The sequence below is a fragment of the Bacillus cereus group sp. BfR-BA-01311 genome (assembly GCF_022664295.1).
In the GTDB taxonomy this organism is placed as follows: domain Bacteria; phylum Bacillota; class Bacilli; order Bacillales; family Bacillaceae_G; genus Bacillus_A; species Bacillus_A cereus.
This window is the reverse complement of sequence record NZ_JAKUHC010000005.1, coordinates 355780-380313: the sequence shown is the minus strand read 5'-3', so window position 1 is coordinate 380313 and position 24534 is coordinate 355780. Positions and strand designations below refer to the sequence as shown.

Sequence of the window (24534 nt, the reverse complement as noted above, 5' to 3'; positions counted from 1 at the left end):
TACGTTCATTTACAATGCTTTATGAAAAACTCAAGTATATATTTTCTCAATATTTTTCTGAAAATATATCTTACAAATACTAATGAATGTCTTCTTTATCATTTAAGATTTAATATATATTTCGAATATGATGTATCAATTTATTATATTCCAAATGGGTATTCCACTCACTTTTACATCTATAAAAATCACAAAAGTAATTTAACCTTGTTAAAATAACTCATAAAAAAAGCATCCTAATTAATAGAATAGGATGCTTTTTCGTAATCATAGTGTTATAGAAGATTTGTATACTTATGCTACGCTGCGATACTCTTCTTCTTGTTCTTTTTTCTGTTTAGGTGCTTGAATTAAAATTGCGATAATGAATGACACGACACATAATACACCGATCACCATGAACGTTGGTTTGAATCCACCTAGAAGTGCACCGATAAAGGAACCTGCAAGCGCCCCAAATCCAAATCCTTGATACACAATTCCGTAGTTCTTACTATGGTTTTTCATACCGAAGAAATCACCAACAATAGCTGGGAAAATAGTGATATTTCCACCAAAGCAAAACGCTACACTTGCTACACATACGAAGTAAATACCATAATTTAAATCTACAAAACTTAGAACTAAGACTGAACTCGCCATAACAACAAAAGTACCAGTAACGATTTTTAAACGCCCAATTTTATCCGATAACGGTCCTAAAATGATACGACCTAATGTATTGAAGATTGCAACCATAGCCACCGCATTAGCTGCTGTTGCTGCGCTAAGTCCTACAAGTTGAACACCAATGTCTTTTACCATACCAATTAAGTATAAGCCACTCATACATGATGTAAATAACATGATAAATAATAAGTATACTTGTTTTGTGCCTAACATTTCTTTCGTTGTGTATTCCGTAGTTTTTGTTTCATGAACTGCTCCTTGATCTGCAGCTTGATGGATTAAACAAGCACCAATTACAATCATAGCTGTAACAATTAAACCCCAGTATATAAATGCTTGCGATACACCAACTGATTCAATCAACTGTGCGTTAACGTATTTAAAGATTAAGCTACCTGAACCATATGCAGAGACAGAAATACCAGCAATTAAACCTTTACGCTCTGGAAACCACTTTATTAAATTTGATAGTGAAGTGATATATGCTGTACCATCTGCATAACCTACAACAACTCCCGCTAGTACATAAAGTAATATTAATGAGGATGCTTGTGAGCTAAGTATTAATCCTAGTCCTAATGCTAATCCAGCTATCATAATAAGTTTACGAAGTCCCCATTTTTCTTGCAATTTACTCGCAAATAAAGTTGAAAATGCTAAAGAAAGACTAGTAATTGAGAAAGTTATCGCAACAGCGTTAAGACTCCAACCGTATTTACTAACTAAAGGCTGATTGAATAAACTCCATGTATATATCGTCCCAAGCCCCATTTGTACTATAACTGTGCCAAGGACAACAAACCATGGATTAACAGTTGATTTTTTCATACCTTTCCGCCTCCTCTTTCTATTTCAATGCTATTCGCTAAATTTACTTTTTTTATGTTCATTTTGGTCACCTCTTTTGATTTGACACCTTCATTGTATAAGATGTTTTCGTTTATGTAAGCACTTACAAGACAGAGCGTCAAAAACGTAGAATCAGTTACAAAAAACGAAGGATGAAATACAAAAACTACTTATTAAATACGTAACAGTTATTTAATAAGTAGTTTTTGTATAAGATCGATTTACATTTATTTTTGAACTCTTTTTAAAAAGTGAAACAATAAAACCGTCTCTTTACTATTTATTAAAGAGACGGTTTTATTAGGTCAATTCATAAGCCTGACTTTTTTTATACGTTTATAATTGTTTCTTCAAATGTAACAATTGGCTCTACAAATTCCATCATAATGAAAGCATTTTTAATACGTCTTGTTAAAACTTCTTTTAATTCTGCACACATTTCTTCTGTAAGTGATTTTACAAATACAAAGTTGTGATAATAAATCACACTCTTCTCTTTACTTAATGGGTTTAAAAACATCCCCTCTTTTGTAACGAGAGCATTAGAATGCCCCGATAAAGTTGAAAGAAACGTCTCTAAAATTTTTATTTCTCTTTTTGAAAACGATTCTTCACAAACTACTTTAATATTCATTTCTGTTATCATTTATATATTCCCCCAACCATTTTTTCACAAGGGGATACTATAATACTATTAAATTTTCACAAGACTCCCCTTGTCGTTCATAAAATTCACCAGAAAACTAAGTTGACTAACTTGTTTTTTCCCTTTATTCATATAAATCTCTCCTTTCGTATATATTACTTCTCCATTTGTAATTGATTACCTTTTTATATTAAAGTTTTTCTATGTTTTTAATTAGAATTTTACCAATTAGAGATCTTATTAATAAACGTATATTTTTCTTATACTCCTGAAAAAAACTTTACTTATCTACTTTACGTTTTGTGCTACATAGTGTCTGTTTTTTGAATAATTTGCTTCTCTGCAGTATTTACATAGAAATATTGTTTCGCTAATGCTGAAAACAATTTACTTATAATAAAGTGAAACTTTAATCAACCCTCACCAATCGGGCTTTTATGGGCAGCAGAGCCCCCACCTAACTTCTTTGCTTCCACTGAATTTTGAGGTGGGGGTCTTACTGCCCAACAAATAGCGGGATAAACTTAAATAAAATATAACTTTTAACATAAGAGTACTTTATACTCTTCTATTAGAGAACAAATTTTTTCCCAATAAATAAAACTAAATATTCACTAATATATCTATCCGTGGTTTAATATATATAATAAAAAAATATTTCTGTCTTTAATGAGGAGGTACTATGAAAGCAAACGTAGGGGATACTATACTTTTTCAACGAAATAATTTAAAGATTACAGGATCTGTATTAAAACTTTATACTGAATCGGTCTTAGTTGAAATTACAAATGTAAGCGGTGGTACTTTTGAATTTGATCGAACAATTGTAAATCATAAAAACTATAAAGTTTTAAATACAAATACATAAAACAACACAAAATAGCCCCTGCTCAACAGCAGGGGCTATTTTATATAAAAATATTTCACTAGTTTATATACCCTAAAACATTAACAATCTTACTCGCTTTTAAATTGTTAATATGATAATAAATTTCTAAACCTCTTCTCTCTGCTCGTAACACTTTACCCTTCATTTTTGATAAATGTTGTGAAACAGTAGATTGCGGAATATTCAGTAACTCTGTTAATTGTGTTACATTACAAGTTTTTCTCGTACTTAATTCATTTACAATTTGCAGTCTGATTGGATGCGCCATAATTTTTAAAATATCTACATCTTCTTCTGAAACTAAAGTTTTTCTCATTTCACTCGTATATGTTGTCATAAGACATTCCCCTTTTATATGAATTCCATATTCATAAGATCTATTTCCAAATTTTTTAAAACCCTTGATTAAAACTTTCATATAGAAATAAAAGGATTTTAAATTTTTGAAAACAGAACTTACATTCACTTTATTTATTTATTTGGTACATATACATAATACAATGTTAATATGTGCTCTATGTGAAGTTCACATAAATTTGTGATGAAGATTTACTTAGCCACTCGCATCCTACTCATCTAATTACTCACTGCGTAAAATCATCAGTTATTTTAACACATTTTAGGCGTTTGTATATACTATTTATAAAGTGAAACTTTAATCAGTGGGGCTTTTGTTCATCCCCCACTGATTATCAGCCCTCACCAATCGGGCTTTTACGGGCAGCAGGTCCCCACCTAAATTCTTTGCTTCCCCTGAATTTTTAGATGTGGGTCTTACTGCACGGCAAATAGCGAGATAAAACAACTTTTATAAAGGGGGGATTCATATGCCTACAGCATTACAAGAAGAAGTCGAAGAAGCACGGGAAACATATGTCAGTCGTATCATCTTAGTTGGAGGATCGACTTTATTTTTAGTAGGCGGGGTTATATCGGCAATTTCAGCTTTTAAAGCTTATAATCGTTTGGAGAATACGCCGCCTTCTACAGATAATTCATAGATATTTTATAAAATAAAACGTCGCCTCTAATATGAAGAGACGACGTTTTATGATTCATACATATGACACTAAAAGTATCGGTAGATTCCCTACTCCATTCTCTAAGCTTACTTCACCACAAACCTAGTCTGACTACACCCATCCTTCTGCTTCGTTACTTCTAATACAGCTGGCATTGCGTTTTTCAGCTCTTGTACGTGTGAAATGACACCGATAAATCGGCCTGATTTTTGTAAGTCAATTAAGGCGTCTACTGCTTTCGTTAATGATTCTTCATCTAATGAACCGAACCCTTCATCGATGAACATCGTTTCGATGGAAATACCACCTTCATATGCTTGAATGACATCTGCCATTCCTAGCGCTAGGCAAAGTGATGCATTAAATTTCTCTCCGCCGGATAGTGTTTTTACATCGCGTGTTTGGCCAGTATATGCATCGTACACATCTAAGCCTAATCCACTTTGACGATTTCTCTTTTCAACTCGTTCACTTCGTTTTAAATAAAATTGTCCGTTTGATAATTTACGTAATCGTTCGTTTGCAATTTGAACAATTTGTTCTAAATACTCAATTAAGATGTAACGTTCAAATGATATACGGCTCTCGTTATCACCTTTCATTACTTCATATAAGTCAACAAGTTCTTGGAAAGCTTTTTCTTCCTCATGAATTTGCTCATCAATACGTCTAATGTTTTCATGTAAATCAGAAATATATGTTACCGCATTTTGCGCACGTTGACGTTTTTCTTTAATGATATCGAGATTAATTTGTAATTCTGTTATGTGTTCACCTAACGCTGTAATATCCATATACTCTTTATCTTTTAATTCAGCTTGTAACTCTTCAATTTGTTTTGCAAGCACTTCAAGCGATGAATAATAACCTTGAATTTCTTTTTGTAACATTTCCATCTCGTGATCGCTTAATTTGGCTTCTTTATACGTGAATTCGTCTGTAAACCCGCTTTGTTCTAGCTCTTTCATAAAGCGTGCGAAAGTCTCTTCTTTCTTTAATTTTGCACTTTCAAATTGATTAGAAGCACCTCTTTGTTCTGCTTGAATACGTATATTTTCATTTTGCCAATGCTGATACGCTTCCTGCACTTTCTTCCATTCGTCCTCCATTAACCTAAGTTCCTGCATAGCTTGGTCAAACTGTGCTTTCCAAGCTTGTACTGTTTGTAAGTTTTCTGGAATATTTCGTTTATCATGTTCATATGACGTACGAAGTTGCATACACTCCATTTCTGTACGGTGCTGCATTGTTTCCACTTCTCGTTTTTGTTTCTGAAGTTCTTCTATTTTTTCTTCTACGCTTTTCATGTTCGCAGCAATCTGCTTACGTGTTTCTTCACTTGCTTTTAACGTATTAACGTCTGCAGCTAATTGTTTTCCTTTTTGAACAAGTGCACTATATGTTTCAGCTAATTTTTCCGAGTTGTAGCCGCGCTTCACAACTTCTTCTATCACTTGTTCATATTGTAGTCGATAGAAATTCCATTTCTCCTCTACTTGCACATGTAATTTTTCAGCAATGTTCTTCTTATCTCTTAAATCGTTTAACTCTTTTTCATCGATCGCATTACTTTGTTCTGTAGCTTTTTGCGGATGATTCGTACTACCACATACCGGACAAGATTCACCGTCATGTAAATGAAGAGCTAATATACCAGCTTGTTCACTTAACCAGCGGCGCTCCATGTTTTCATATGCACGAACTGCCACTTGCATTTTATTATTTGCCGCTTCTTTTTCTTGCTCGAATTTTTGTTTTTCTTGCCAAACATCATATGCTTGCTTTAAAACTTTTGCATCTTCTCGCATATTCGTTAGTTCTTCTACTTTAGCTACATATTGCTCAAGTGCTTGTTCTAATTGCTGCAATTCATCAGACATTCTCTGTTTTTTGTTTGTATGCTCTTCTAGTTGTTGATCTAACTTTTGCATACTTTCTTTTAATTTCCCTATTTGAATTTCGGCATTTTGTAAATTCAGCTTTCTCTCAGCTAATGATTCAATAATCGCTTGTAACTCTTCTAATCTTTGAACAAGTTTTTTAGCCTCTTCTCGTTCAGCTTCTTTATTCTTTACTACTTCATACTTCTCCTTAGCAAGTTCAAAGCTATTCATTATCTGTTCTTGTTTGACGCTTATCTGTTTTAACAAACTTTCAGCTTTCTGCTCATTTTCCATCGCTTCTTCATACCATTGTTCAAATGGTAATAAGCGCTTTGCTTGTTCCGCACGTTTAAAGGATTTTTCTTTCCTTTCAATTGCTGCACGGTTCTCTTGTAAAGTGTTATATTTCTCATTCTTTTGTTGTAAATCTATAAATTTCTCATTTACAGATTTTGCTGCATGAAAACGTGTTTCTGCATCCTTTAATTGCTTCGTTTGAACATCTTGTTCTACTTGTAATTGCTCAACCTCTATCTTATACACGGTTGTTTCTTGTTCTAACGCTTCTACTACTTGATGCGTATTTACATGTTCTTGTGCCACTAATGTCTCTAATAATGCTCCATCACGGATTGGTAATTTAAAAACATTACGGAAATAGAGCTCTCTCTCTTTTTGTTTTTCTTGCAAGACATCTTTCCATTGTTTTCTCTTTTGATCAAGTAACTCACGCATTAATTTATAACGATCCGTTTTAAAAATACGACGTAAAATCTCTTCTTTGTTTTCAGTCTCAGATGTTAATAGTTTTCGGAATTCCCCTTGGGGTAACATAACAATTTGGCTAAATTGATGTTTACTTAACCCAATTAAATCTTCCACTTTTTTGTTTACGTCTGTTACATGAAAACGATCGACGGCTGGAACGTTTTCTCCATCAATAACTTCATATAATTCTACTGCATGTCCTGTAATGGTCTTATTCCCTTGTTTTTTATGTCCAAGTTGTCGTTTTATTTCATAGCGTTTCCCTTTTAACTGAAAGGTTAATTCAACACTTGTATAAACATTATCATCAGCAAATTGACTTCGAAGCATGCTCGTATCACTACGTTCTTCTCCACTAGCCTCACCATATAGCACATAACAAATCGCATCAAAAATCGTTGTTTTTCCAGCTCCCGTATTCCCAGAAATAGCGAAAATACGATGTTCTCCAAGATCTTCAAAATCGATTACTTCTTTCTGTTTATATGGCCCGAATGCTGTCATAATAAGCTGAATCGGTCTCATCCTCGTTCACCTTCCCGTTCTTGCACTGTTTGTAATACATCTATAAATAGGCGTTCTTTCTCTTCTGATAAATCTAACCCTTTCATTTCTTTATAGAAAGCCTTTAAAAGAGATAAATCATCCGTTTTATGTCTTGAAACCGTTACTTCATTTGTATCTGTGAGTTCTCGCCTTTGCATCGCTCTTTCAACGTGCATTGCATTTGGATATACAGATCGTATTTTCTCCATTGGCTGTAAGACAGGGTTTTCGTCTAATAATTTTACAAATACGTAATCTTCACTTACTGGGTGCTGTAATAATTCATCTATTTTCGCTTCTACTGTTCGCATTTTACGACGTGGTGAAAGTAACCTTTTTTCAATTGCTACTTCACCAGTTTCATTCAGTTCTACAATGTAATAACCTTTTTTATGTTTCTCTTCAGAAATTGAATAGGCAAGTGGTGAACCTGAATATCTAATGGTCTCATTACGTACGAAATGCGCTTGATGTAAATGTCCAAGCGCTGTGTAATGAAACTTATCAAAATAATGACTATTTACATATTCAGCACCACCAATTGAAAGTGGTCGTTCTGCATCACTTGTATTCTCCTCCGCTTCTCCTGAAGAAGTTACAAATGCATGTCCAACAAATACATGTCTAGCTTCTTTATCCATCGTTTCAGAGAGCTCATTCATAAAAATGCGCATCGCATCATCATGAGAACGTACGTCTTCATTTTTCAACACGTGCCTCACTATGCTTGGGTCTGCATACGGTATTAGATGGAAGTGAACCTCTCCATATTCATCATTTAGTACAACAGGTTCGTACGGGAATTGAAATTGACCTGCAATATGTAATCCTTGTTTTTTCATTAAACTACTTCCAAAATGGATACGATCCGGACTATCATGATTACCAGCTACTGCAATAACTGGTGTTTGTAAATCAATAACTATTTTTTGCAGCACATCATTTAATAAGTCTACTGCTTCTGTAGGTGGAATTGCTCGGTCATATAAATCCCCTGCAATAATTACAGCATCTGGTTTTTCTTCTTCAACAGCCTGTACAAACTGATCTAATACAATCTTTTGGTCTTCAGTCATATACACGCCATGAACAAGCTTTCCTAAATGCCAATCCGCTGTATGAAATAACTTCATATTTTTCTACTCCTTTTAATTTACTGATTTTAGTGAAACAAGTTGATAGTTTATTGTAGTTTTTCCGTTCTCCCACTCTAGTTTCAATATCGTTGCACTTCCAATTCTTTCTTCATTTGATTTATATAAAGGCAATATTTCTTGAATTGTAAATAAGTGGTAACCATCCAATATTAATTGAAATATATTTTCTTCAATATGTAATCTTACTTCTTTTTCATTTGAAATAATTTTTGTGTGCATCTCAAATTTCATGATAGATACAACCCCTTTTTATAATCTCTACATTTTAATAGTATAGTGGCTATGCAAGATTGACAAGTACATACACAGCAAAGTACACACTTTTCTATTGTTATATGCTTTATGTATTTTATATAAAATACGATATGTGAAATTTTACATTTCTCCCAAAATAAAAATGCCTATTGTGACATCTTTATTTTTGTATAAAGTCTTTCATTACATAATATAAAACAGTAATTAAGACGATTGCGACGAAAAATGAGAACACTGCGACAATGTAGCCATCTTTATTTAATAAAATACAGAATGAAATAGATATTATAAAAATCGGAAATACGAGACGTACTTTATCCTTCACTTCTTCTGTCGTATCTGTATGATGAAAATACTGCGTTATTCCTATCATTAAAAAAGACAAAATAATAACCGACAATAGTAAAGGTCCTGGCATTCCGATTTCTCCTTTCTCTATTTCTAATTCAGTGTAAAATTTTTTATTACAATTGTACGATTTATTTTTTCTTCAAACACACTTTTAGAATTGATAATGAACATTTCACACCTATATAATAGCGCTTTTATCATTATAACTTCAAATAATTACACTTACAGTAATGTTGTAATATTCCCCCTCAGTCTCTGAAATCCTGCAAAGATAACTCGTCAAAATATGCAGTGACCAAATTAATATTTACCGTCAACTTTTGACAAAATTTATAAAGGACATTTCAGTACATATCAAGAATTAAGAATAAGAAGATATGTAAGGGAGGATGCATTATGACTGAACAAGTTTTATTTTCTGTTAGTGAAAACGGCGTTGCAACAATTACTTTAAACCGTCCAAAAGCACTTAATTCTTTATCTTATGACATGTTACAACCTATCGGACAAAAACTTAAAGAGTGGGAACACGATGAGCGTATTGCACTTATCGTGTTAAAAGGAGCTGGCACAAAAGGTTTTTGTGCAGGTGGCGACATTAAAACTCTTTATGAAGCGCGTTCCAATGAAGTGGCATTGCAACATGCAGAACGTTTTTTTGAAGAAGAGTATGAAATTGATACATATATTTATCAATATACAAAACCGATTATTGCTTGTTTAGATGGAATTGTAATGGGCGGTGGTGTCGGTCTTACAAATGGTGCGAAGTATCGCATTGTAACTGAGCGTACGAAATGGGCAATGCCAGAGATGAATATCGGCTTCTTCCCAGACGTCGGAGCTGCATATTTCTTAAATAAAGCACCTGGATATACAGGACGCTTCGTTGCTTTAACAGCATCTATTTTAAAAGCTTCTGACGTATTATTTATTAATGCTGCAGATTACTTTATGACATCTGATTCATTACCAGAGTTTCTTACTGAACTTGAAAGTGTAAATTGGCATAAAGAAGATGATGTACATACTAATTTAAAAGAAGTTATTCGTACATTTGCAACTGCTCCAAACTTAGAAAGCGAGCTTGCTCCTTCATTAGAAGTAATCAATTCACATTTTGCTTTCGATACAATTGAAGAAATCATCCATTCATTGGAGAAAGATGAAAGTTCCTTTGCTCTAAAAACGAAAGAAACACTGTTATCAAAATCCCCTATTTCACTAAAAGTAACATTAAAACAGTTTATTGATGGAAAAGATAAATCCGTTGAAGAATGTTTCGCTACGGACCTTATACTTGCTAAAAATTTCATGAGACATGAAGATTTCTTCGAGGGAGTACGCTCCGTTGTCGTTGATAAAGATCAAAATCCGAATTATAAATATAAACAGTTAAGTGACGTTTCAGAAGAAGATGTGAATCGTTTCTTTAACTTACTTAATGCATAAAATGAAATTGTCATGAGGGGAGGTTTTGTTCATCCCCCACCTAACTTCTTTTCTTCAGCTAAATCTTGTGCGATGAAAATCTTACTACCCGCAAATAGCGGTATAAAATCGAGGCTATATAGTAGTGTAATTACAGCTACTATATAGTCTTTTTCATTTAATTATTTTTAATAAAATTTAATTTTATTAAATCCATTTTTGTGCTACACTGATTTTAATCAAATATTCTAAAAATAAAAAGGAGGGACGGCTATGATAGAAAATTATCTTCTTTTCATCATTATGTCTATTTGCCTCATCATTTTACCTGGTCCAGATACAGCAATGGCTACGAAAAATACATTGGTTGCTGGTAAAGTCGGTGGAGTGAAAACAGTGTTTGGTACATGTATTGCACTATTAATTCATACTTTAGCTGCTGTAATTGGTCTTTCTGCACTTATTGTAAAGTCAGCTCTTTTATTTTCTATTTTCAAGTACGTTGGGGCTCTCTATTTAATATATATCGGTATTAAAGCCCTTTTAGCAGTAAGAAACAAAGAAAACTTAGATACAAATGATCTATCTTTGAATAATGAAAACGAACATACTTCTTGCTTTCGCCAAGGATTTCTTACAAATTTATTAAATCCTAAAGTAGCAGTCTTCTTTTTAACTTTTTTACCACAATTTTTAAATCCAAATCATAATACATTTATTCAACTTCTTGTAATGGGCCTTACTTACCTCGTTTTAACAGTCATTTGGTTTGCATTTTATATATTTTTAATTGATAAAATTAGTGCTTTTATGAAAAAACCGAAGACGCAACGTTATATTCAAGGGCTAACAGGAGTCGTCCTAATTGGATTTGGTATTAAACTAGCTTTTGAAAAAAATAATTAACAAGACGAAAACCACCACTATTAATAGTGGTGGTTTTCATCTAATAACTGATTTGGTTGTTTACTCTATATTAAAACCAGCGCTCAGTTACAACTTTTTTACGTGTATAGAATTGAACGCCATCTGTACCATTTGTACCTAAATCACCAAAGAATGAAGCTTTATTTCCTGCAAATGCGAAGAATGCCATTGGTGCTGGAACGTTTACGTTTACACCAATCATACCAGCATCGATATTATCACGGAATGTTTGTGCATGTTTACCATTTGACGTATAAATAACCGCACCATTTGCAAATTTAGATTGATTTGTTAGTTTAATACCTTCTTCTAAATCTTTAACACGTACAATACTTAATACTGGAGCAAAAATTTCATCTTGCCAAATTTTCATTTCTTGATTCACGCCATCAAAGATTGTCGCACCTACAAAGTAACCTTCTCCAACTTCTTCATTAATTTTACGGCCATCTACTAATAAAGTTGCCCCATCTGCTACACCGCTATTAATATAGCCTAAAACGCGCTCTTTATGAGATTCACGGATTAATGGTCCAACATAGTTATCTTCGTTAAAGCCATCGCCTACTTTTAATTTTTTCGTTTCTGCTACTAATACATCAATAAATTCATCAGCAATTTCATCCACTACTGCTACTACTGAGCATGCCATGCAGCGCTCTCCACTACTTGCAAATGCAGATCCAATTACACCTTGTACTGTTTTCTCAAGATTGCAATCTGGCATTACAATCGCATGGTTTTTCGCACCTGCTAATGCTTGTACACGTTTTCCGTGTTTCGTACCTGTTTCATATACGTAACGAGCTACCGGCTCAGAGCCAACGAACGAAACAGCCTGAATATCTTTATTTTCTAAAATGCTATTTACAACATCTTTTCCGCCTTGCACTAAATTTAATACGCCTTTTGGGAAACCTGCTTCATAGAATAATTCTACAAGTCGCTCCGCTAAAAGTGGCGTTCTTTCAGATGTTTTTAATACGAATGTATTACCGCAAGCAATTGCAAGTGGGAACATCCATAACGGAATCATCATCGGGAAGTTAAACGGTGTAATACCAGCAACAACTCCGATTGGGTAGCGCCAAATCGATCCATCAATTCCGCTAGCGATATTCGGAAGTGCTTGACCCATCATTAAATTTGGCGTAGATGTTGCAAGTTCTACCGCTTCAATACCACGCTGTACTTCACCTGTTGCATCCGTTAGCGTCTTACCATTTTCTAGCGTAATGATTTTTGCAAGCTCATCTTTGTTTTCTTGTAATAGCTGTAAATATTTATATAAATTTCTTGAACGATTTGGAACTGGTACTTTAGACCATGTTTCGAATGCTGCTTTTGCCGCTTCAACAGCTTTTTCAACATCTTCTTTTGGAGATAGTGGAACGTAAGCGATAATTTTTCCAGTCGCTGGATTTGGAACTGCTTCTACTTCCGTACCTGTCGATTCAACCCACTCACCGTTAATGTGATTTTTTACTCGTTTAATTTCAGTTGTAATCATTGTATTCTCTCCTTTGTATAATTTATTTTTGATTAGAAATTAATTGCTCGCTAACTTTCTTATATAAAGCAGCCATATCGTTTTCACCATATCCAGCTTGACTCGCTTCGTCATATACGTTTAATAACATTTCGCTTACCGGTAAATGGAGTTCGCTTTCCTTAGCTAAGTCAACTGCAAATCCTAAATCTTTCTTCAATAAGTTCACAGTAAATCCTGGCTCGTAGTTTTCAGGTGCTATAAAACTTTTATAATTACGTTCATAAATTCTACTTTGACCGTAACTTACATTTAAAATATCAAACATTTTATCTAAATCCATATTATTCTTTTTCGCTAATGTTAAAGCTTCACTCACACCAGCTGTATAAAAACCAATTAATAAGTTATTAATTAACTTAACAGTTGTACCACTATCAATCTGCTCACTAACGTGGAAAATGTTCGCGCCTAGTACGCCCATGATAGATTCCGTTTTCTCATATACGTCTTTTGATCCACCAACCATAAACGTTAATGTACGGTTTTCGGCTCCTATTACACCACCGCTCACAGGTGCTGCTAAAAAGTCTACTTTCTTTTCCTTTGCAGCTTCCTCTAACTGTTTGTTTAACTGCGGCGATACCGTACTTGTATCAATGAAAACTACATTCGAGTGACCATTTTCAAATAATCCTTCTGCTCCAAAATATACCGCTTCAACAGCGCGAGGTGAAGGTAAACTTGTAAAAACTACATCACATGTTTCTGCTAGTTTTGAGATTGATAGACCGATAATTCCGCCTTCTTTTTCAAAGGACGCTTCCGCCTCTTTATTTAAGTCCACGCCATATACTGTGTAACCTGATTTAACTAGATTTTTTGACATTGGAAGGCCCATGTTACCTAAACCGATAAAACCAATCTTTTTCATATCGCTTTCCTCCTATTTACACAATATATTTCCCGCGATTTATAATAGCTTTCGCAATTTCTCTCTTCTTCGTAAATACGTTCGTGTATAAAGGCACTAATAATTGACGGATTTCAGCTAAAATCACATGTCTATCTTGTTCTTCTGTGACAGCCGCTGAAAGTACAGAAATCGCCGCTTCTTCTACTTTACGGTATCCTTCTTCACAAATAACATCCGTTATTAATTGCTTCGTACATTCTTTTTCCTCACCATTTTTACTTACCGCTTTTCTCGTACGTAAAAACGCTGATTCCATGACGTACACGTCCGTCAACATATTTGAAATTACACGTGAATATTCTTGTTCTTGGTCAATTTTTAGGCCTGGAGTTTTAGAGAGCGTTTTCAAAGATTGTTTCAACAATTTTTTCGCTAATAAAATGTAACGATGGTTTCTTTCTACATTTGCTACATCACTTTCTACTTCAGTATCTTCTAATTGTTCGATTTGCTTCATTAACATTTTGGCAACTGTTAATCTATTAATTTCGTTCGTTCCTTCAAAAATACGACTAATTCTAGCATCACGATATAATCGTTCTACCTCATACTCTTGCATATAACCGTAACCACCATGAATTTGTACAGCTTCATCTACGATATAAGCAAGTGTTTCAGAAGCATTTACTTTATTCAGTGCACATTCAATTGCAAATTGGGACATTTTCTTCATAAGATCTTCATCGCTCTCATGAATTGCTTCATCGATTACACCTGCCGTACGATAAGCTGCACTTTCGGCTCCATATGTAGCAATGATCATATTTGCAATTTTCTCTTGAATCATCGTAAAGTCTACTAATTCCGTTTGGAACTGTTTTCGCTCTTTTCCATATTGAACCGACAAACCAATTGCTTGTTTTGCTGTTCCAATATTTCCAAAAGCAAGTTTAAGTCTAGCAAAGTTAAGAATATTAAGGGCTACGTGATGCCCTTTCCCAACTTCCCCTAAAACATTTTCAGCAGGGATGACAACATCTTCTAAAATAAGAGTCGCTGTTGAAGAACCTTTAATCCCCATTTTCTTTTCTTCTAATCCAATAGATACACCTTCACATGTTCTTTCGACAATAAACGCTGTCATTCCTTTATTTGTCTTCGCAAAAACAACGTATACATCTGCCATATGAGCATTTGTAATCCATTGCTTCTCACCATTTAACTTCCAAGCTGTTCCCTCTTCATTCAATACGGCGCTTGTTTTTGCACTTAATGCATCCGAACCAGCATTTGGCTCTGTTAAAGCATAAGCCCCAATCCATTCTCCCGATGCGATTTTCGGTAAATATTTTTCTTTTTGCTCTTTCGTTCCATAATATATGTAAGGCAATGTACCAACACCAGCGTGTATATTAAAAGAAACGCTAAACGCACCAGCGTAACCCATTTTCTCTGCTACAAGACCTGAGACAGCCTTTCCTAACTCGAACCCGCCATAATCTTCTGGTACCTCAATGCCTAATAATCCAAGTTCTCCAGCTTTCTCAAATAATTGACGAGAAACTTTATAGTTATGTTGTTCAATATTCTCCATTTGTGGAACAATTTCTTGTTTAACGAATTGTTCTGTCGTTTTTGCGATTAAATCTTCATCACCTGAAAAATCTTCTGGTGTAAAGTAAGTATGATTTATATCTTTATTAAGTGAAAAAAATTCATCCCATGGTAACTTCGTTTTCTCCATATGTATCCCCCTATCATTCGGCTTTCATAGCTTTTTGCTTATGCTCGTCTACGATGAGTGGAATATCTTTTTTGAAAATAGAAGGCGATGATTTTTCACATCAAGCATTTTATTTTGCCAAAGATGTATTTTCATCGCCTTCGCTGCTTTATCTATTGATCTTCTGATAATACTGTTTTTGCAATACCAGTATCTAACTCTTCAAAGTCATGATATGAAATTGTTTCGTATAATTCACTTCTCGTTTGCATATTAGAAAGTGCATCTTTTTGAGAACCTGTTTCTTTAATTAAAGCAAACACATTTTCATACGCTTTCGCTGCAACGCGAAGTGAAGTTACAGGATAAATAACCATTTGGAAACCCATATTCGCAAATTCCTCTGCACTATAATATGGAGTTTTTCCGAATTCAGTCATATTCGCAAGCAAAGGTGCATTTACCTTACTATTAAATAGACGGAATTCTTCCTCTGATTGAAGCGCTTCAGGGAAAATTGCGTCTGCACCTGCTTTTACATATGCATTTGCTCTTTCAATTGCTTCATCTAATCCTTCAACGCCACGAGCATCAGTACGTGCTACAATGTATAAGCTCGGTGCAACTTCTTTAATCGCTTTAATTTTTTGAACCAATTCTTCTGTAGTAACAAGTTTCTTACCATTTAAATGTCCACATTTTTTTGGTAATTGCTGATCTTCAATTTGGACAGCTGCTACTTTCGCTTCCACCATTTCTACAGCTGTTCTCGCCACATTTAGTACACCACCAAATCCTGTATCAATGTCAACAAGAACAGGTAAGTCTGTAGCTCTTACTAAATCTCTTGCTCTCTCAGCCACTTCAGTAGACGTCACGATACCTAAATCTGGTAAACCTTTACTTGCAGTATAAGCAGCTCCTGATAAATAAAGAGCTGAAAAACCTGTATTTTTCGCAACAAGAGCTGCCATTGCATCATGAGCACCTGGAATTTGCAAAATTTCATTTGCTTCTACTAAAGCTCGGAATCGATTCGCAAGCTCCTCTTGTGTTGACTGCTTTTTCACAACCCAAGCCATTCTAAATTCCCCCCTATTATTAAATTAAGAATAGATCTACAAATTCGTTTACATTCATATTTTCTAGTTTTTCTTCATTTAAACAAACTTCATGAATTTGTTCTTGTTGCTTACTAGAATAATGACCTGCCATATTTGCAGTGAATTTTTGAACAACTTTTGGAATTGCTTCGTCTCTACGGAAGCGGTGACCAAGCGGATATTCACATTCCACATTTTCTGTTACTGTGCCATCTTTAAAGTGAACTTGAACAGCGTTGGCGATTGAGCGCTTGTTCGGGTCAAGGTAATCTAAACTGTACTGTTTGTTTTCAACAACAACCATCTTATTACGTAATTCATCTACACGTGAATCGTTTGCTACTGCATCTTCATAATCGTCTGCAACGATATCTCCTTTTAATAAACCAATTGCCGTAATGTATTGTAAGCAATGATCACGATCAGCTGGGTTATTTAATGGACCTTCTTTATCAATAATACGAATTGCTGATTCATGAGTTGTAATTGTAATACGGTCAATTTCATCTAATCTCTCTTTAATTTCCGGATGCAACTTCACAGCACATTCTGCAGCCGTTTGTGCATGGAATTCTGCTGGATATGACACTTTAAATAATACATTTTCCATTACATATGACTCTAGTGGTCTTGCTAATTTTAATTCTTGTTTATTGAATAATACATCTTGGAATCCCCATCCTGGCGCAGATAATGCTGTTGGATAACCCATTTCACCTTTTAGAGCAGTCATTGCAAGATGAACACCGCGGCTCGTTGCGTCACCTGCAGCCCATGATTTACGTGAGCCCGTATTTGGAGCATGACGATATGTACGAAGACTAGAATTATCAATCCACGCATGTGATAATGCATTAAAGATTTCTTCACGTGTTCCGCCAAGCATTTTCGCAACTACTGCAGTTGTTGCTACTTTTACATATAATACATGGTCAAGACCAACTCTGTTTAAGCTGTTTTCTAAAGCAAGCACGCCTTGAATTTCATGTGCTTTAATCATCATTTCTAATACTTCACGTACTTTTAAAGCTTCTTTTCCTTCTGAAATACGAACACGGCTAATATAATCTGCAACTGCTAAAATTCCACCTAGGTTATCAGATGGATGTCCCCACTCTGCTGCAAGCCAAGTATCGTTATAGTCTAACCAACGGATCATACATCCGATATTAAATGCACCTTTTACTGGATCTAGTACATAAGACGTACCTGGTACACGTGTACCATTTGGCACGATTGTTCCTGGCACAACTGGTCCTAGTAATTTCGTACATTCTGGATATTGCAGTGCTAAAATTCCACATCCAAGTGTATCAAGTAATACGTAACGAGCTGTACTGAATGCTTCTGCACTAGTAACCTCTTTATTTAATACATAATCGGTAATCTCTTCTAATAATGCATCTTTTTGCTTAATTTCATTTGTTTTAATCATGCTATTCTTCCCTTTCTGTCGAAAATTCGTTATTATTAATGATGGGTGTCGGTCAAACACCCATCTGGCGGGCGGCGCTAACAACTCCCCAGTTGTTCTTATTTACTAAGTACATGTCGCTCGCCAATATAATTTACACGAGGACGGAACAAACGATTATTTGCATGTTGCTCAATAACGTGCGCACATAACCCCACTGTTCTAGAGCTAAAGAAGATTGGTGTGTAAAGTTGAATTGGAATACCTAGCATCCAATATACTGGAGCTGCATAATAATCAAGATTTGGATAAATTCCTTTTTCTTTTTCCATAATCTTTTCTCCAGCTTCACACATTTCATATAGTGTATAATCACCTTTTACATCACATAACTGTTTTAAAGCTTCCTTCATCATAAGTGCTCTTGGATCCATCTTCTTCATATAAACACGGTGTCCAAAGCCCATAATTTTTTCTTTGTTATATAGTTTCTTCTGTAATAACTCTTCAAATTTCTCAACATTACCAGCTTCTAAAAGCATGTACATAACCGCTTCATTTGCACCGCCATGTAAACTTCCTTTTAAAGATGCAACTGCACCTGTTAAAGCACCGTATAAATCTGATTGTGTTGATGCAATAACGCGAGCTGTAAATGTAGAGTTTGGCATTTCATGCTCACTATATAAAACAAGGGAACGATCAAAGATCTTTTCCTCAAGTTCAGTTGGTTTTTTACCAGTTAACATATAGAAGAAATTCGCACTATAAGATAATTCTTTAAGAGGTTCAATTGGCTCCTCATTATTTAAAATATGATAGCTATTCGCTACAATGTTTGGCACTTTACTTAACAGCTTGTACCCTCGGCTTTTATTCACTTCTAACGAGCGGTTTTCGATATCATTATCGTAACCAGCTAACGCTGACACACCTGTACGTAATCCATCCATGGGATGCGTCTCTTTAGGCAATGCCTTTAGTACGTTGAATACACCTTCTGGTACTGCATATTCTTCTTTTAATTTCTTTTCAAGTGTTACTTTTTCATCTTCATTCGGTAGGTGTTCCTCCAATAAAAGGTGCACAATGTCTAAATACTCTTTTGTTTTTGAGAGTTCGATTAAGTCATACCCTTGAATTACAATTTCACCTTTTACTGTGTCAAGAAACGAGATTTTCGTCTCCGCTGCTACTATACCATCTAATCCCGGGGAAAATTTCTCTTCAGCTTTCATCATTATTTCCTCCAATCCTAATAGATCTTCGTGCACATAACTGTAAGCCTTTACAATATTGTGAAACTACATTTCTATTTCAATGTATCAGAGTTTTTAGAAGATTTCAATTTATTTTATAATGATAAGTTTCCTACACTTTTCTTACTGTAACAATACAATTTTTTGAAAATAATTCTTATATTTTATAAAGAAAGGATAGACTTCTTTGCGTATTTTCAAAAACAAGATATAAAGATTTTTCATATAACACCGCCAAATATACAATTATTCTAATTTTATTTGAGAAATAGAAAAAACGAGCTGTACATAAATACAGCTCGTTACTATATGATATTTATTTCACTATCTCTTAAATATAATTTTTATATAAAACTTATTCATTTTTAATAAAGTTATTATTTTACATAATTAAATTGAATTTCTTCCATTTCCTCATGATAACTTACAAATAAATCATAGTTTTGAAAATACCAAAGATCATCAGAATCTACAAAAAATATAATACCTTCCTTCTCAACTGACACTATTTCGCCATCGGGTTTCTCAGCAACAACCCCTAAAGAATATCCGGGCTGAATTGAACTATCCCCTCCGTACCTTACAGTAAAACGTACAGATTCACCGTGCTTTATACGTAATTCTTCCTGGAACCATTGCAGAGCTTTACGATCAATTGAAATTCTCATCTTTATTCCTCCAGTTTACGCAAACTCTTTTTTTCCTAATCGTTGTTTTACAAAGAAGACGAAAATAATTAAGGCTATCAATGCTGAAATTGCACTCCCTGAAAATAAAATACGATAACCAAACATTTGTGAAACAACTCCAAGTAAAATAGCACCTAACCCGATTCCTAAATCAAACGCTGTAAAAAATGAAGCATTTGCAACTCCTCTTTTACTCGGATCGACAATTGTAAGCATTGCCGCTTGCAAAGCTGGCTGCGCTGAACCAAATCCAATACCGTATAATGTTGCTGCGATAATTACACCTATCAAACCATTTGAGATAGTTAAAACAACTATAGCTAAAATAGTAATACATAATGCTGGAAGTATGATGAATACTTCTCCATACTTATCTAATAGTTTCCCTGAAATTGGTCTTACAATTGTTAATGCAATTGCATATACAAGAAAGAAAGTTCCCGGGTTTACATGAATTGATGATGCAAATAACGGTAAAAAGGTTGTTATTCCTCCATATGCAAACGATAAAAAGAATACTACAATCGTGATTGTTAATACGGATTTCTCAAATAGCTGAATTTTCCCTTTTTCTTTTTGTGGCGTAAATGGGATCTTCGTTATTAATGATAATACGACTGCCATAAAAGATAACAACGTCGCTAATAAAAATAGACCATCAAATGAATAAATTTGCACAACCCATAATCCAATCATAGGTCCGATCGCCATTGCAATTGTCATCGCCATCCCGTACCAACCCATACCTTCACCGCGGCGTGAATCTGGAATAATATCCGTTATTGCTGTTCCAACAGCTGTTGTAGAAACAGCCCATGTTACTCCGTGAATAACACGTAAAACAGCTAAAAGGACAATAGTCGATGCTATATTATAGGAATACATCGTTAAGCCAAAAAAGATGAGTCCGAAAATAATAAAGGATCTTCTACCATATTGATCTAACATTCCTCCAATAATCGGTCGTATTACAACAGCAGCTATTGTAAACATCCCCATCATAAGTCCAACTTGCGATTCATTGCCACCTATCTCTTTAATAAAGAGCGGGAGCGTTGGAACAAGTAAATAAAATCCTGTAAATAAAAATAACATTGCGAAAGTCATTTGAATAAATGATTTCGTCCATAATCGTTCCATAAAAATACCTCCATACACTCGTAAAATATTACGATTAACACCCTCATTGTATATTTTTTTTATCTCTTTTCCCTCCGCAAATAGACGTATCTTTTCATATTAAATAGTCCACCATCAGCTTACATTAGTCTTAAGACTTTGTACGCATATTTTAAACGAAAGTCCTATATATGTACCTTTATACGTGTGAAAAGAATATACTAATTTATTATCACAACTTAGGAGTGATTATTTTATGTGGGTATTATCATCAAGAGTAACTGTCGCGGTTCCTTCGATACCCGAAATACATGCCCCCGCCGTTCATACAGCAAGTTCCGATGTCGGCATTGAACTTCCAGCAATTTGGCAACAATACCAATCACCAGGTCAAGCTACCCCTTCATTTTGGCATCATGGTGCCCATCCAAGTAGCACTACCTTTTATCATCCTAGCCACGCTCCACTACCTCAGGCTCAAGTCTTTTATCATTTCCCATCAATTTATTTTCAAAATTTTTATGGTACGTTTAACATTTAAAACACATCATTTCATAGCTACTACATTTAAACGAAAAAAGCACTTAAGATTGTAATTTTCACAAATCTTAAGTGCTTTTTAATATTTTTTATAAATTTTTCTTATTGCCCATTATTAGCAGGGGTCTCTCCTGCATTACCGCCAGTCTCTGGTTGTGTGGTCGCTGGTGGAGTTGTATTTCCTTGACCTCCTCCGTTATTTGCTGGAGGTGTCGTATTTCCTTGACCTCCTCCATTATTTGCTGGAGGTGTCGTATTTCCTTGACCTCCTCCATTATTTGCTGGAGGTGTCGTATTTCCTTGACCTCCTCCGTTATTTGCTGGAGGTGTCGTTCCTTGGCCATTTCCATTATTTTGTTCTTCTTGTTTCTTTTGCTCTTCTAGTTTCTTTTGTTCTTCTTGCTTCTTAAGTTCCTCTTGTTTCTTTTGTTCTTCTTGTTTTTTCAGTTCTTCTTGTTTCTTTAATTCTTCTTGCTTTTTCTCTTCTTCAGTTTTTTGCTGTTGATCTTGTTTTGGTTGCTCCGTTGTATCCGGTACGCTAGTATTTGGCGATGAATCACGTTTTTCACCTTTTATACGTAGCTCACTACCTTCTTGAATAACACTACTTGGCATTTTAAAGCGTGATTTATCTGTAGCCATTTCGCTCATCATTTCTTTAAAGATCAACTGTGCAATTTTCGTATTTTTACTACTAATATACTCGTCTTTACCATCTTTCATATACCCAGTCCATACTGCCATCGTATATTGCGGTGTATATCCAGCGAACCAACTATCACGAGTTGCACTTTCTGGAATTTTATATTGAGCTAATTGCTTTGATGAATAGTTTGTCGTACCCGTTTTACCAGCTACATCTAAAGAGCCTACATTTGCCGATGTACCAGTACCTGATGTAACTACAGAACGAAGCATATCAGTAATCATGTATGCGGTAGAATCTGTCATAACTTGTTTTGGTTTTTGTCCAAAACTTTGTGACTTACCGTCTGGATAAACGACTTTCTTAACAAAATGCGGTTTCGTATATTTACCTTCATTACCAAATGCCGCATAAGCACCCGCTATTTCAGTTGGCGATACTTCATTTGTACCAATCGCTGTCGATTCTGTCGGTGCTGTATTAAATGTAATACCTAGTTTCTCAGAGAATTCTTTCGATTTACTAATCCCTACTTCTTTTGCAGTTTTAATTGCAGGAATATTACGCGACATTTTTAATGCTTCACGCATTGTAATTGGACCCATATGACTTCTATCTGCATTTCGTACTTCTTGTCCCGTTGAATACTTAAATGGAGAGTCATCAATTTGATGGTACGTAGCCCATTTTAAATATTCAATTGCAGGAGCGTAGTCGAAAATCGGCTTCATCGTTGAACCAGCTGCACGATCTAATTCAATTGCCATATTATGCCCTTTAAATACAGCTTTATTTTCTCCACGGCCACTACCTATAGCACGAACTTCTCCTGTTTTCGTATCCATAAATGTGAATGCACCTTGGAATTTATCGTTCGGATAATCAATGATATTATTATTTAAAATATTATCAGCAAGTTTCTGTGCTTTCGGATCTAACGTTGTATAAATTTCTAAACCGTCAGAACCGATATTAGCATCTGGTAATTCTTTTTCTACTTCTTTCACAACTGCATCCATAAATGCAGGGTATGGCATTGTTTGTAGTTGAGCTGCAGGCTTAAGCCCCTTTTCTACGTCAACTTTTGATGCTTCTTCCATTTCCTGTTTTGTTATATATCCATGTCGGTTCATTAAACTTAGAACAACATTTCTTCTTTCTGTTGCTTTTTGAACATTTTCTTTTTTCGTTGGATCATAGTTATTCGGTGCTTTCGGTAAACCTGCAAGCATCGCAACTTCTGGTAATGTTAAGTCCTTCAATTCTTTACCATAGTAGTTTTGTGCTGCTGTTGCGATCCCATATGAACGGTTTCCTAAGTTAATTTTATTTAAGTACATCTCTAATATTTCATGTTTTGAATACTGTTGTTCTAGCTTATAAGCTAAATATATTTCTTGCGCCTTACGCTTTGGTGTTTTGTCCATTGATAAGAAGTAGTTTTTTATAACTTGCTGTGTTATCGTACTTCCACCTTGAGAACCATAATCCCCTTTAAGACTTACTAGAACAGCACGGGCAGTACCTTTAAAATCTACTCCGCTATGCTCATAAAAACGTGAATCTTCTGTCGCTAAAAATGCATTTTCTACTAATTTAGGTATTTGCTCATACGTAACATTCGTCCTTTTTTCTTTTCCATATTCATATACCAAATCCCCGTTTTTATCATAAATTTTTGAGGATAACGGATTAACAAGTTTTGCTTTCTCAAGTTTTGGTGCATCCTTAATCATTACGAAAAAGGTAGCAACCCCCGCCACTAAACCAACAATACCAAGTAATAAACAAGTAATTAAAAACTTGCGAAAGAATGATGTTTTACCTTTTGGCTTTTGTGTTTTAGAAGCTGGTTGTTTTTTCTTTTTAACTTGTCGTCGTTCCTCTCGAGAACGATAATTTTCTGACATGTTACTTTCTCCTGCCTTTCAATTCTCCCGTTGATTTACTTAAAAATATTGAGGTCACTTTCTAAAATAAATTTGATTAAGAAAGTATATTGACCTGGAGCATTCAATATTTTCCTAATTCACAGATTATAAATTTTAGAATACTTCTTATACAAACTATTTTCACTTCTATTTTTCCTAATAACGCTGCCCCTTGAAGCATAGAATGTAAAAAGTGAATTTTTAATACCTCGTATAAATAATATACCTTTTTTTCAAATGGTCAATATTTTCTTATTTATAAATCAAAGGTGAAATAAAAATAGCACAACGATATGTACTTCGTGTGAACTT

At 34.6% G+C, this 24534-nt stretch carries 21 protein-coding genes; 5 read left to right on the top strand and 16 right to left on the bottom strand.

Annotated elements, in window-relative coordinates:
- Positions 1–294: 294 nt before the first annotated feature.
- Together MR136_RS15135 and MR136_RS15130 are read right to left on the bottom strand one after the other, a co-directional pair.
- Positions 295–1497: an L-lactate MFS transporter gene (locus MR136_RS15135; protein ID WP_242259503.1), complete on the bottom strand. Its 1203-nt coding sequence runs from the start codon at positions 1495–1497 to the stop codon at positions 295–297.
- A 349-nt stretch (positions 1498–1846) separates the two neighbouring features.
- Complete coding sequence (locus MR136_RS15130; RefSeq protein WP_000627302.1) at positions 1847–2164, bottom strand: hypothetical protein; 318 nt, start codon at positions 2162–2164, stop codon at positions 1847–1849.
- A 682-nt stretch (positions 2165–2846) separates the two neighbouring features.
- Here MR136_RS15130 and MR136_RS15125 point away from each other — a divergent pair.
- Positions 2847–3032, top strand: a complete 186-nt coding sequence (locus tag MR136_RS15125) for a YkvS family protein (protein ID WP_000646793.1) — start codon at positions 2847–2849, stop codon at positions 3030–3032.
- A 58-nt stretch (positions 3033–3090) separates the two neighbouring features.
- Here the strand turns inward: MR136_RS15125 and MR136_RS15120 are convergent, their stop codons facing one another.
- Entirely contained in the window at positions 3091–3390 is a 300-nt protein-coding gene (locus MR136_RS15120; RefSeq protein ID WP_000214801.1) for an ArsR/SmtB family transcription factor, read from the bottom strand.
- Positions 3391–3880: 490 nt separating this feature from the next.
- Here MR136_RS15120 and MR136_RS15115 point away from each other — a divergent pair, with 490 nt between their 5' ends.
- A complete protein-coding gene (locus MR136_RS15115; protein ID WP_001141668.1) occupies positions 3881–4054 on the top strand; it encodes a hypothetical protein in 174 nt (57 codons plus the stop codon).
- A 107-nt stretch (positions 4055–4161) separates the two neighbouring features.
- On the opposite strand, the gene MR136_RS15110 is transcribed toward MR136_RS15115, so the two are convergent.
- From MR136_RS15110 to MR136_RS15095, 4 genes are all read right to left on the bottom strand, one after another.
- On the bottom strand, positions 4162–7251 hold the full coding sequence (locus tag MR136_RS15110) for an AAA family ATPase (RefSeq protein WP_242259502.1): 3090 nt from the start codon (positions 7249–7251) through the stop codon (positions 4162–4164).
- On the bottom strand, positions 7248–8405 hold the full coding sequence (locus tag MR136_RS15105; RefSeq protein WP_000765150.1) for an exonuclease SbcCD subunit D: 1158 nt from the start codon (positions 8403–8405) through the stop codon (positions 7248–7250). Before MR136_RS15105 ends, MR136_RS15110 begins: the two co-directional genes overlap by 4 nt.
- Positions 8406–8420: 15 nt before the next feature.
- Entirely contained in the window at positions 8421–8660 is a 240-nt protein-coding gene (locus tag MR136_RS15100) for a DUF2584 family protein (protein WP_000667344.1), read from the bottom strand.
- Positions 8661–8844: 184 nt separating this feature from the next.
- Positions 8845–9102 carry a hypothetical protein gene (locus tag MR136_RS15095; RefSeq protein WP_001119404.1) on the bottom strand — a complete coding sequence of 86 codons (258 nt, stop codon included), beginning with the start codon at positions 9100–9102 and terminating at the stop codon, positions 8845–8847.
- A 329-nt stretch (positions 9103–9431) separates the two neighbouring features.
- On the opposite strand from MR136_RS15095, the gene MR136_RS15090 reads away from it, so the two are divergent.
- Both MR136_RS15090 and MR136_RS15085 read left to right on the top strand, forming a co-directional pair.
- On the top strand, positions 9432–10487 hold the full coding sequence (locus MR136_RS15090) for an enoyl-CoA hydratase/isomerase family protein (protein ID WP_000139776.1): 1056 nt from the start codon (positions 9432–9434) through the stop codon (positions 10485–10487).
- A 252-nt stretch (positions 10488–10739) separates the two neighbouring features.
- Entirely contained in the window at positions 10740–11372 is a 633-nt protein-coding gene (locus tag MR136_RS15085) for a LysE family translocator (protein WP_000572360.1), read from the top strand.
- A 70-nt stretch (positions 11373–11442) separates the two neighbouring features.
- Here MR136_RS15085 and MR136_RS15080 read toward each other — a convergent pair whose 3' ends face one another.
- From MR136_RS15080 to MR136_RS15045, 8 genes are all read right to left on the bottom strand, one after another.
- Complete coding sequence (locus MR136_RS15080; protein ID WP_000633344.1) at positions 11443–12903, bottom strand: CoA-acylating methylmalonate-semialdehyde dehydrogenase; 1461 nt, start codon at positions 12901–12903, stop codon at positions 11443–11445.
- Between the two features lie 22 nt (positions 12904–12925).
- On the bottom strand, positions 12926–13816 hold the full coding sequence (locus MR136_RS15075; RefSeq protein ID WP_000719409.1) for an NAD(P)-dependent oxidoreductase: 891 nt from the start codon (positions 13814–13816) through the stop codon (positions 12926–12928).
- Between the two features lie 16 nt (positions 13817–13832).
- Positions 13833–15542 (bottom strand): acyl-CoA dehydrogenase family protein, encoded by a 1710-nt coding sequence (locus tag MR136_RS15070; RefSeq protein WP_025687878.1) that lies wholly within the window; start codon positions 15540–15542, stop codon positions 13833–13835.
- A gap of 152 nt (positions 15543–15694) precedes the next feature.
- Positions 15695–16603 (bottom strand): methylisocitrate lyase, encoded by a 909-nt coding sequence (prpB, locus tag MR136_RS15065; protein ID WP_000312639.1) that lies wholly within the window; start codon positions 16601–16603, stop codon positions 15695–15697.
- Between the two features lie 19 nt (positions 16604–16622).
- Positions 16623–18059, bottom strand: coding sequence for a 2-methylcitrate dehydratase (gene prpD / locus MR136_RS15060; protein WP_242259501.1), 1437 nt, complete (start codon positions 18057–18059; stop codon positions 16623–16625).
- 98 nt (positions 18060–18157) lie between these two features.
- Positions 18158–19279: a citrate synthase gene (gene mmgD, locus MR136_RS15055; RefSeq protein ID WP_002041090.1), complete on the bottom strand. Its 1122-nt coding sequence runs from the start codon at positions 19277–19279 to the stop codon at positions 18158–18160.
- 395 nt (positions 19280–19674) lie between these two features.
- Positions 19675–19965, bottom strand: a complete 291-nt coding sequence (locus MR136_RS15050; protein WP_001222842.1) for a HesB/YadR/YfhF family protein — start codon at positions 19963–19965, stop codon at positions 19675–19677.
- Positions 19966–19980: 15 nt separating this feature from the next.
- Positions 19981–21126 (bottom strand): MFS transporter, encoded by a 1146-nt coding sequence (locus MR136_RS15045; protein ID WP_061457158.1) that lies wholly within the window; start codon positions 21124–21126, stop codon positions 19981–19983.
- Positions 21127–21361: 235 nt separating this feature from the next.
- Between MR136_RS15045 and MR136_RS15040 the strand changes: the two genes are divergently transcribed.
- On the top strand, positions 21362–21646 hold the full coding sequence (locus tag MR136_RS15040; protein WP_000270101.1) for a hypothetical protein: 285 nt from the start codon (positions 21362–21364) through the stop codon (positions 21644–21646).
- 101 nt (positions 21647–21747) lie between these two features.
- On the opposite strand, the gene MR136_RS15035 is transcribed toward MR136_RS15040, so the two are convergent.
- On the bottom strand, positions 21748–24201 hold the full coding sequence (locus MR136_RS15035) for a transglycosylase domain-containing protein (RefSeq protein ID WP_001293964.1): 2454 nt from the start codon (positions 24199–24201) through the stop codon (positions 21748–21750).
- Positions 24202–24534 lie beyond the last annotated feature (333 nt).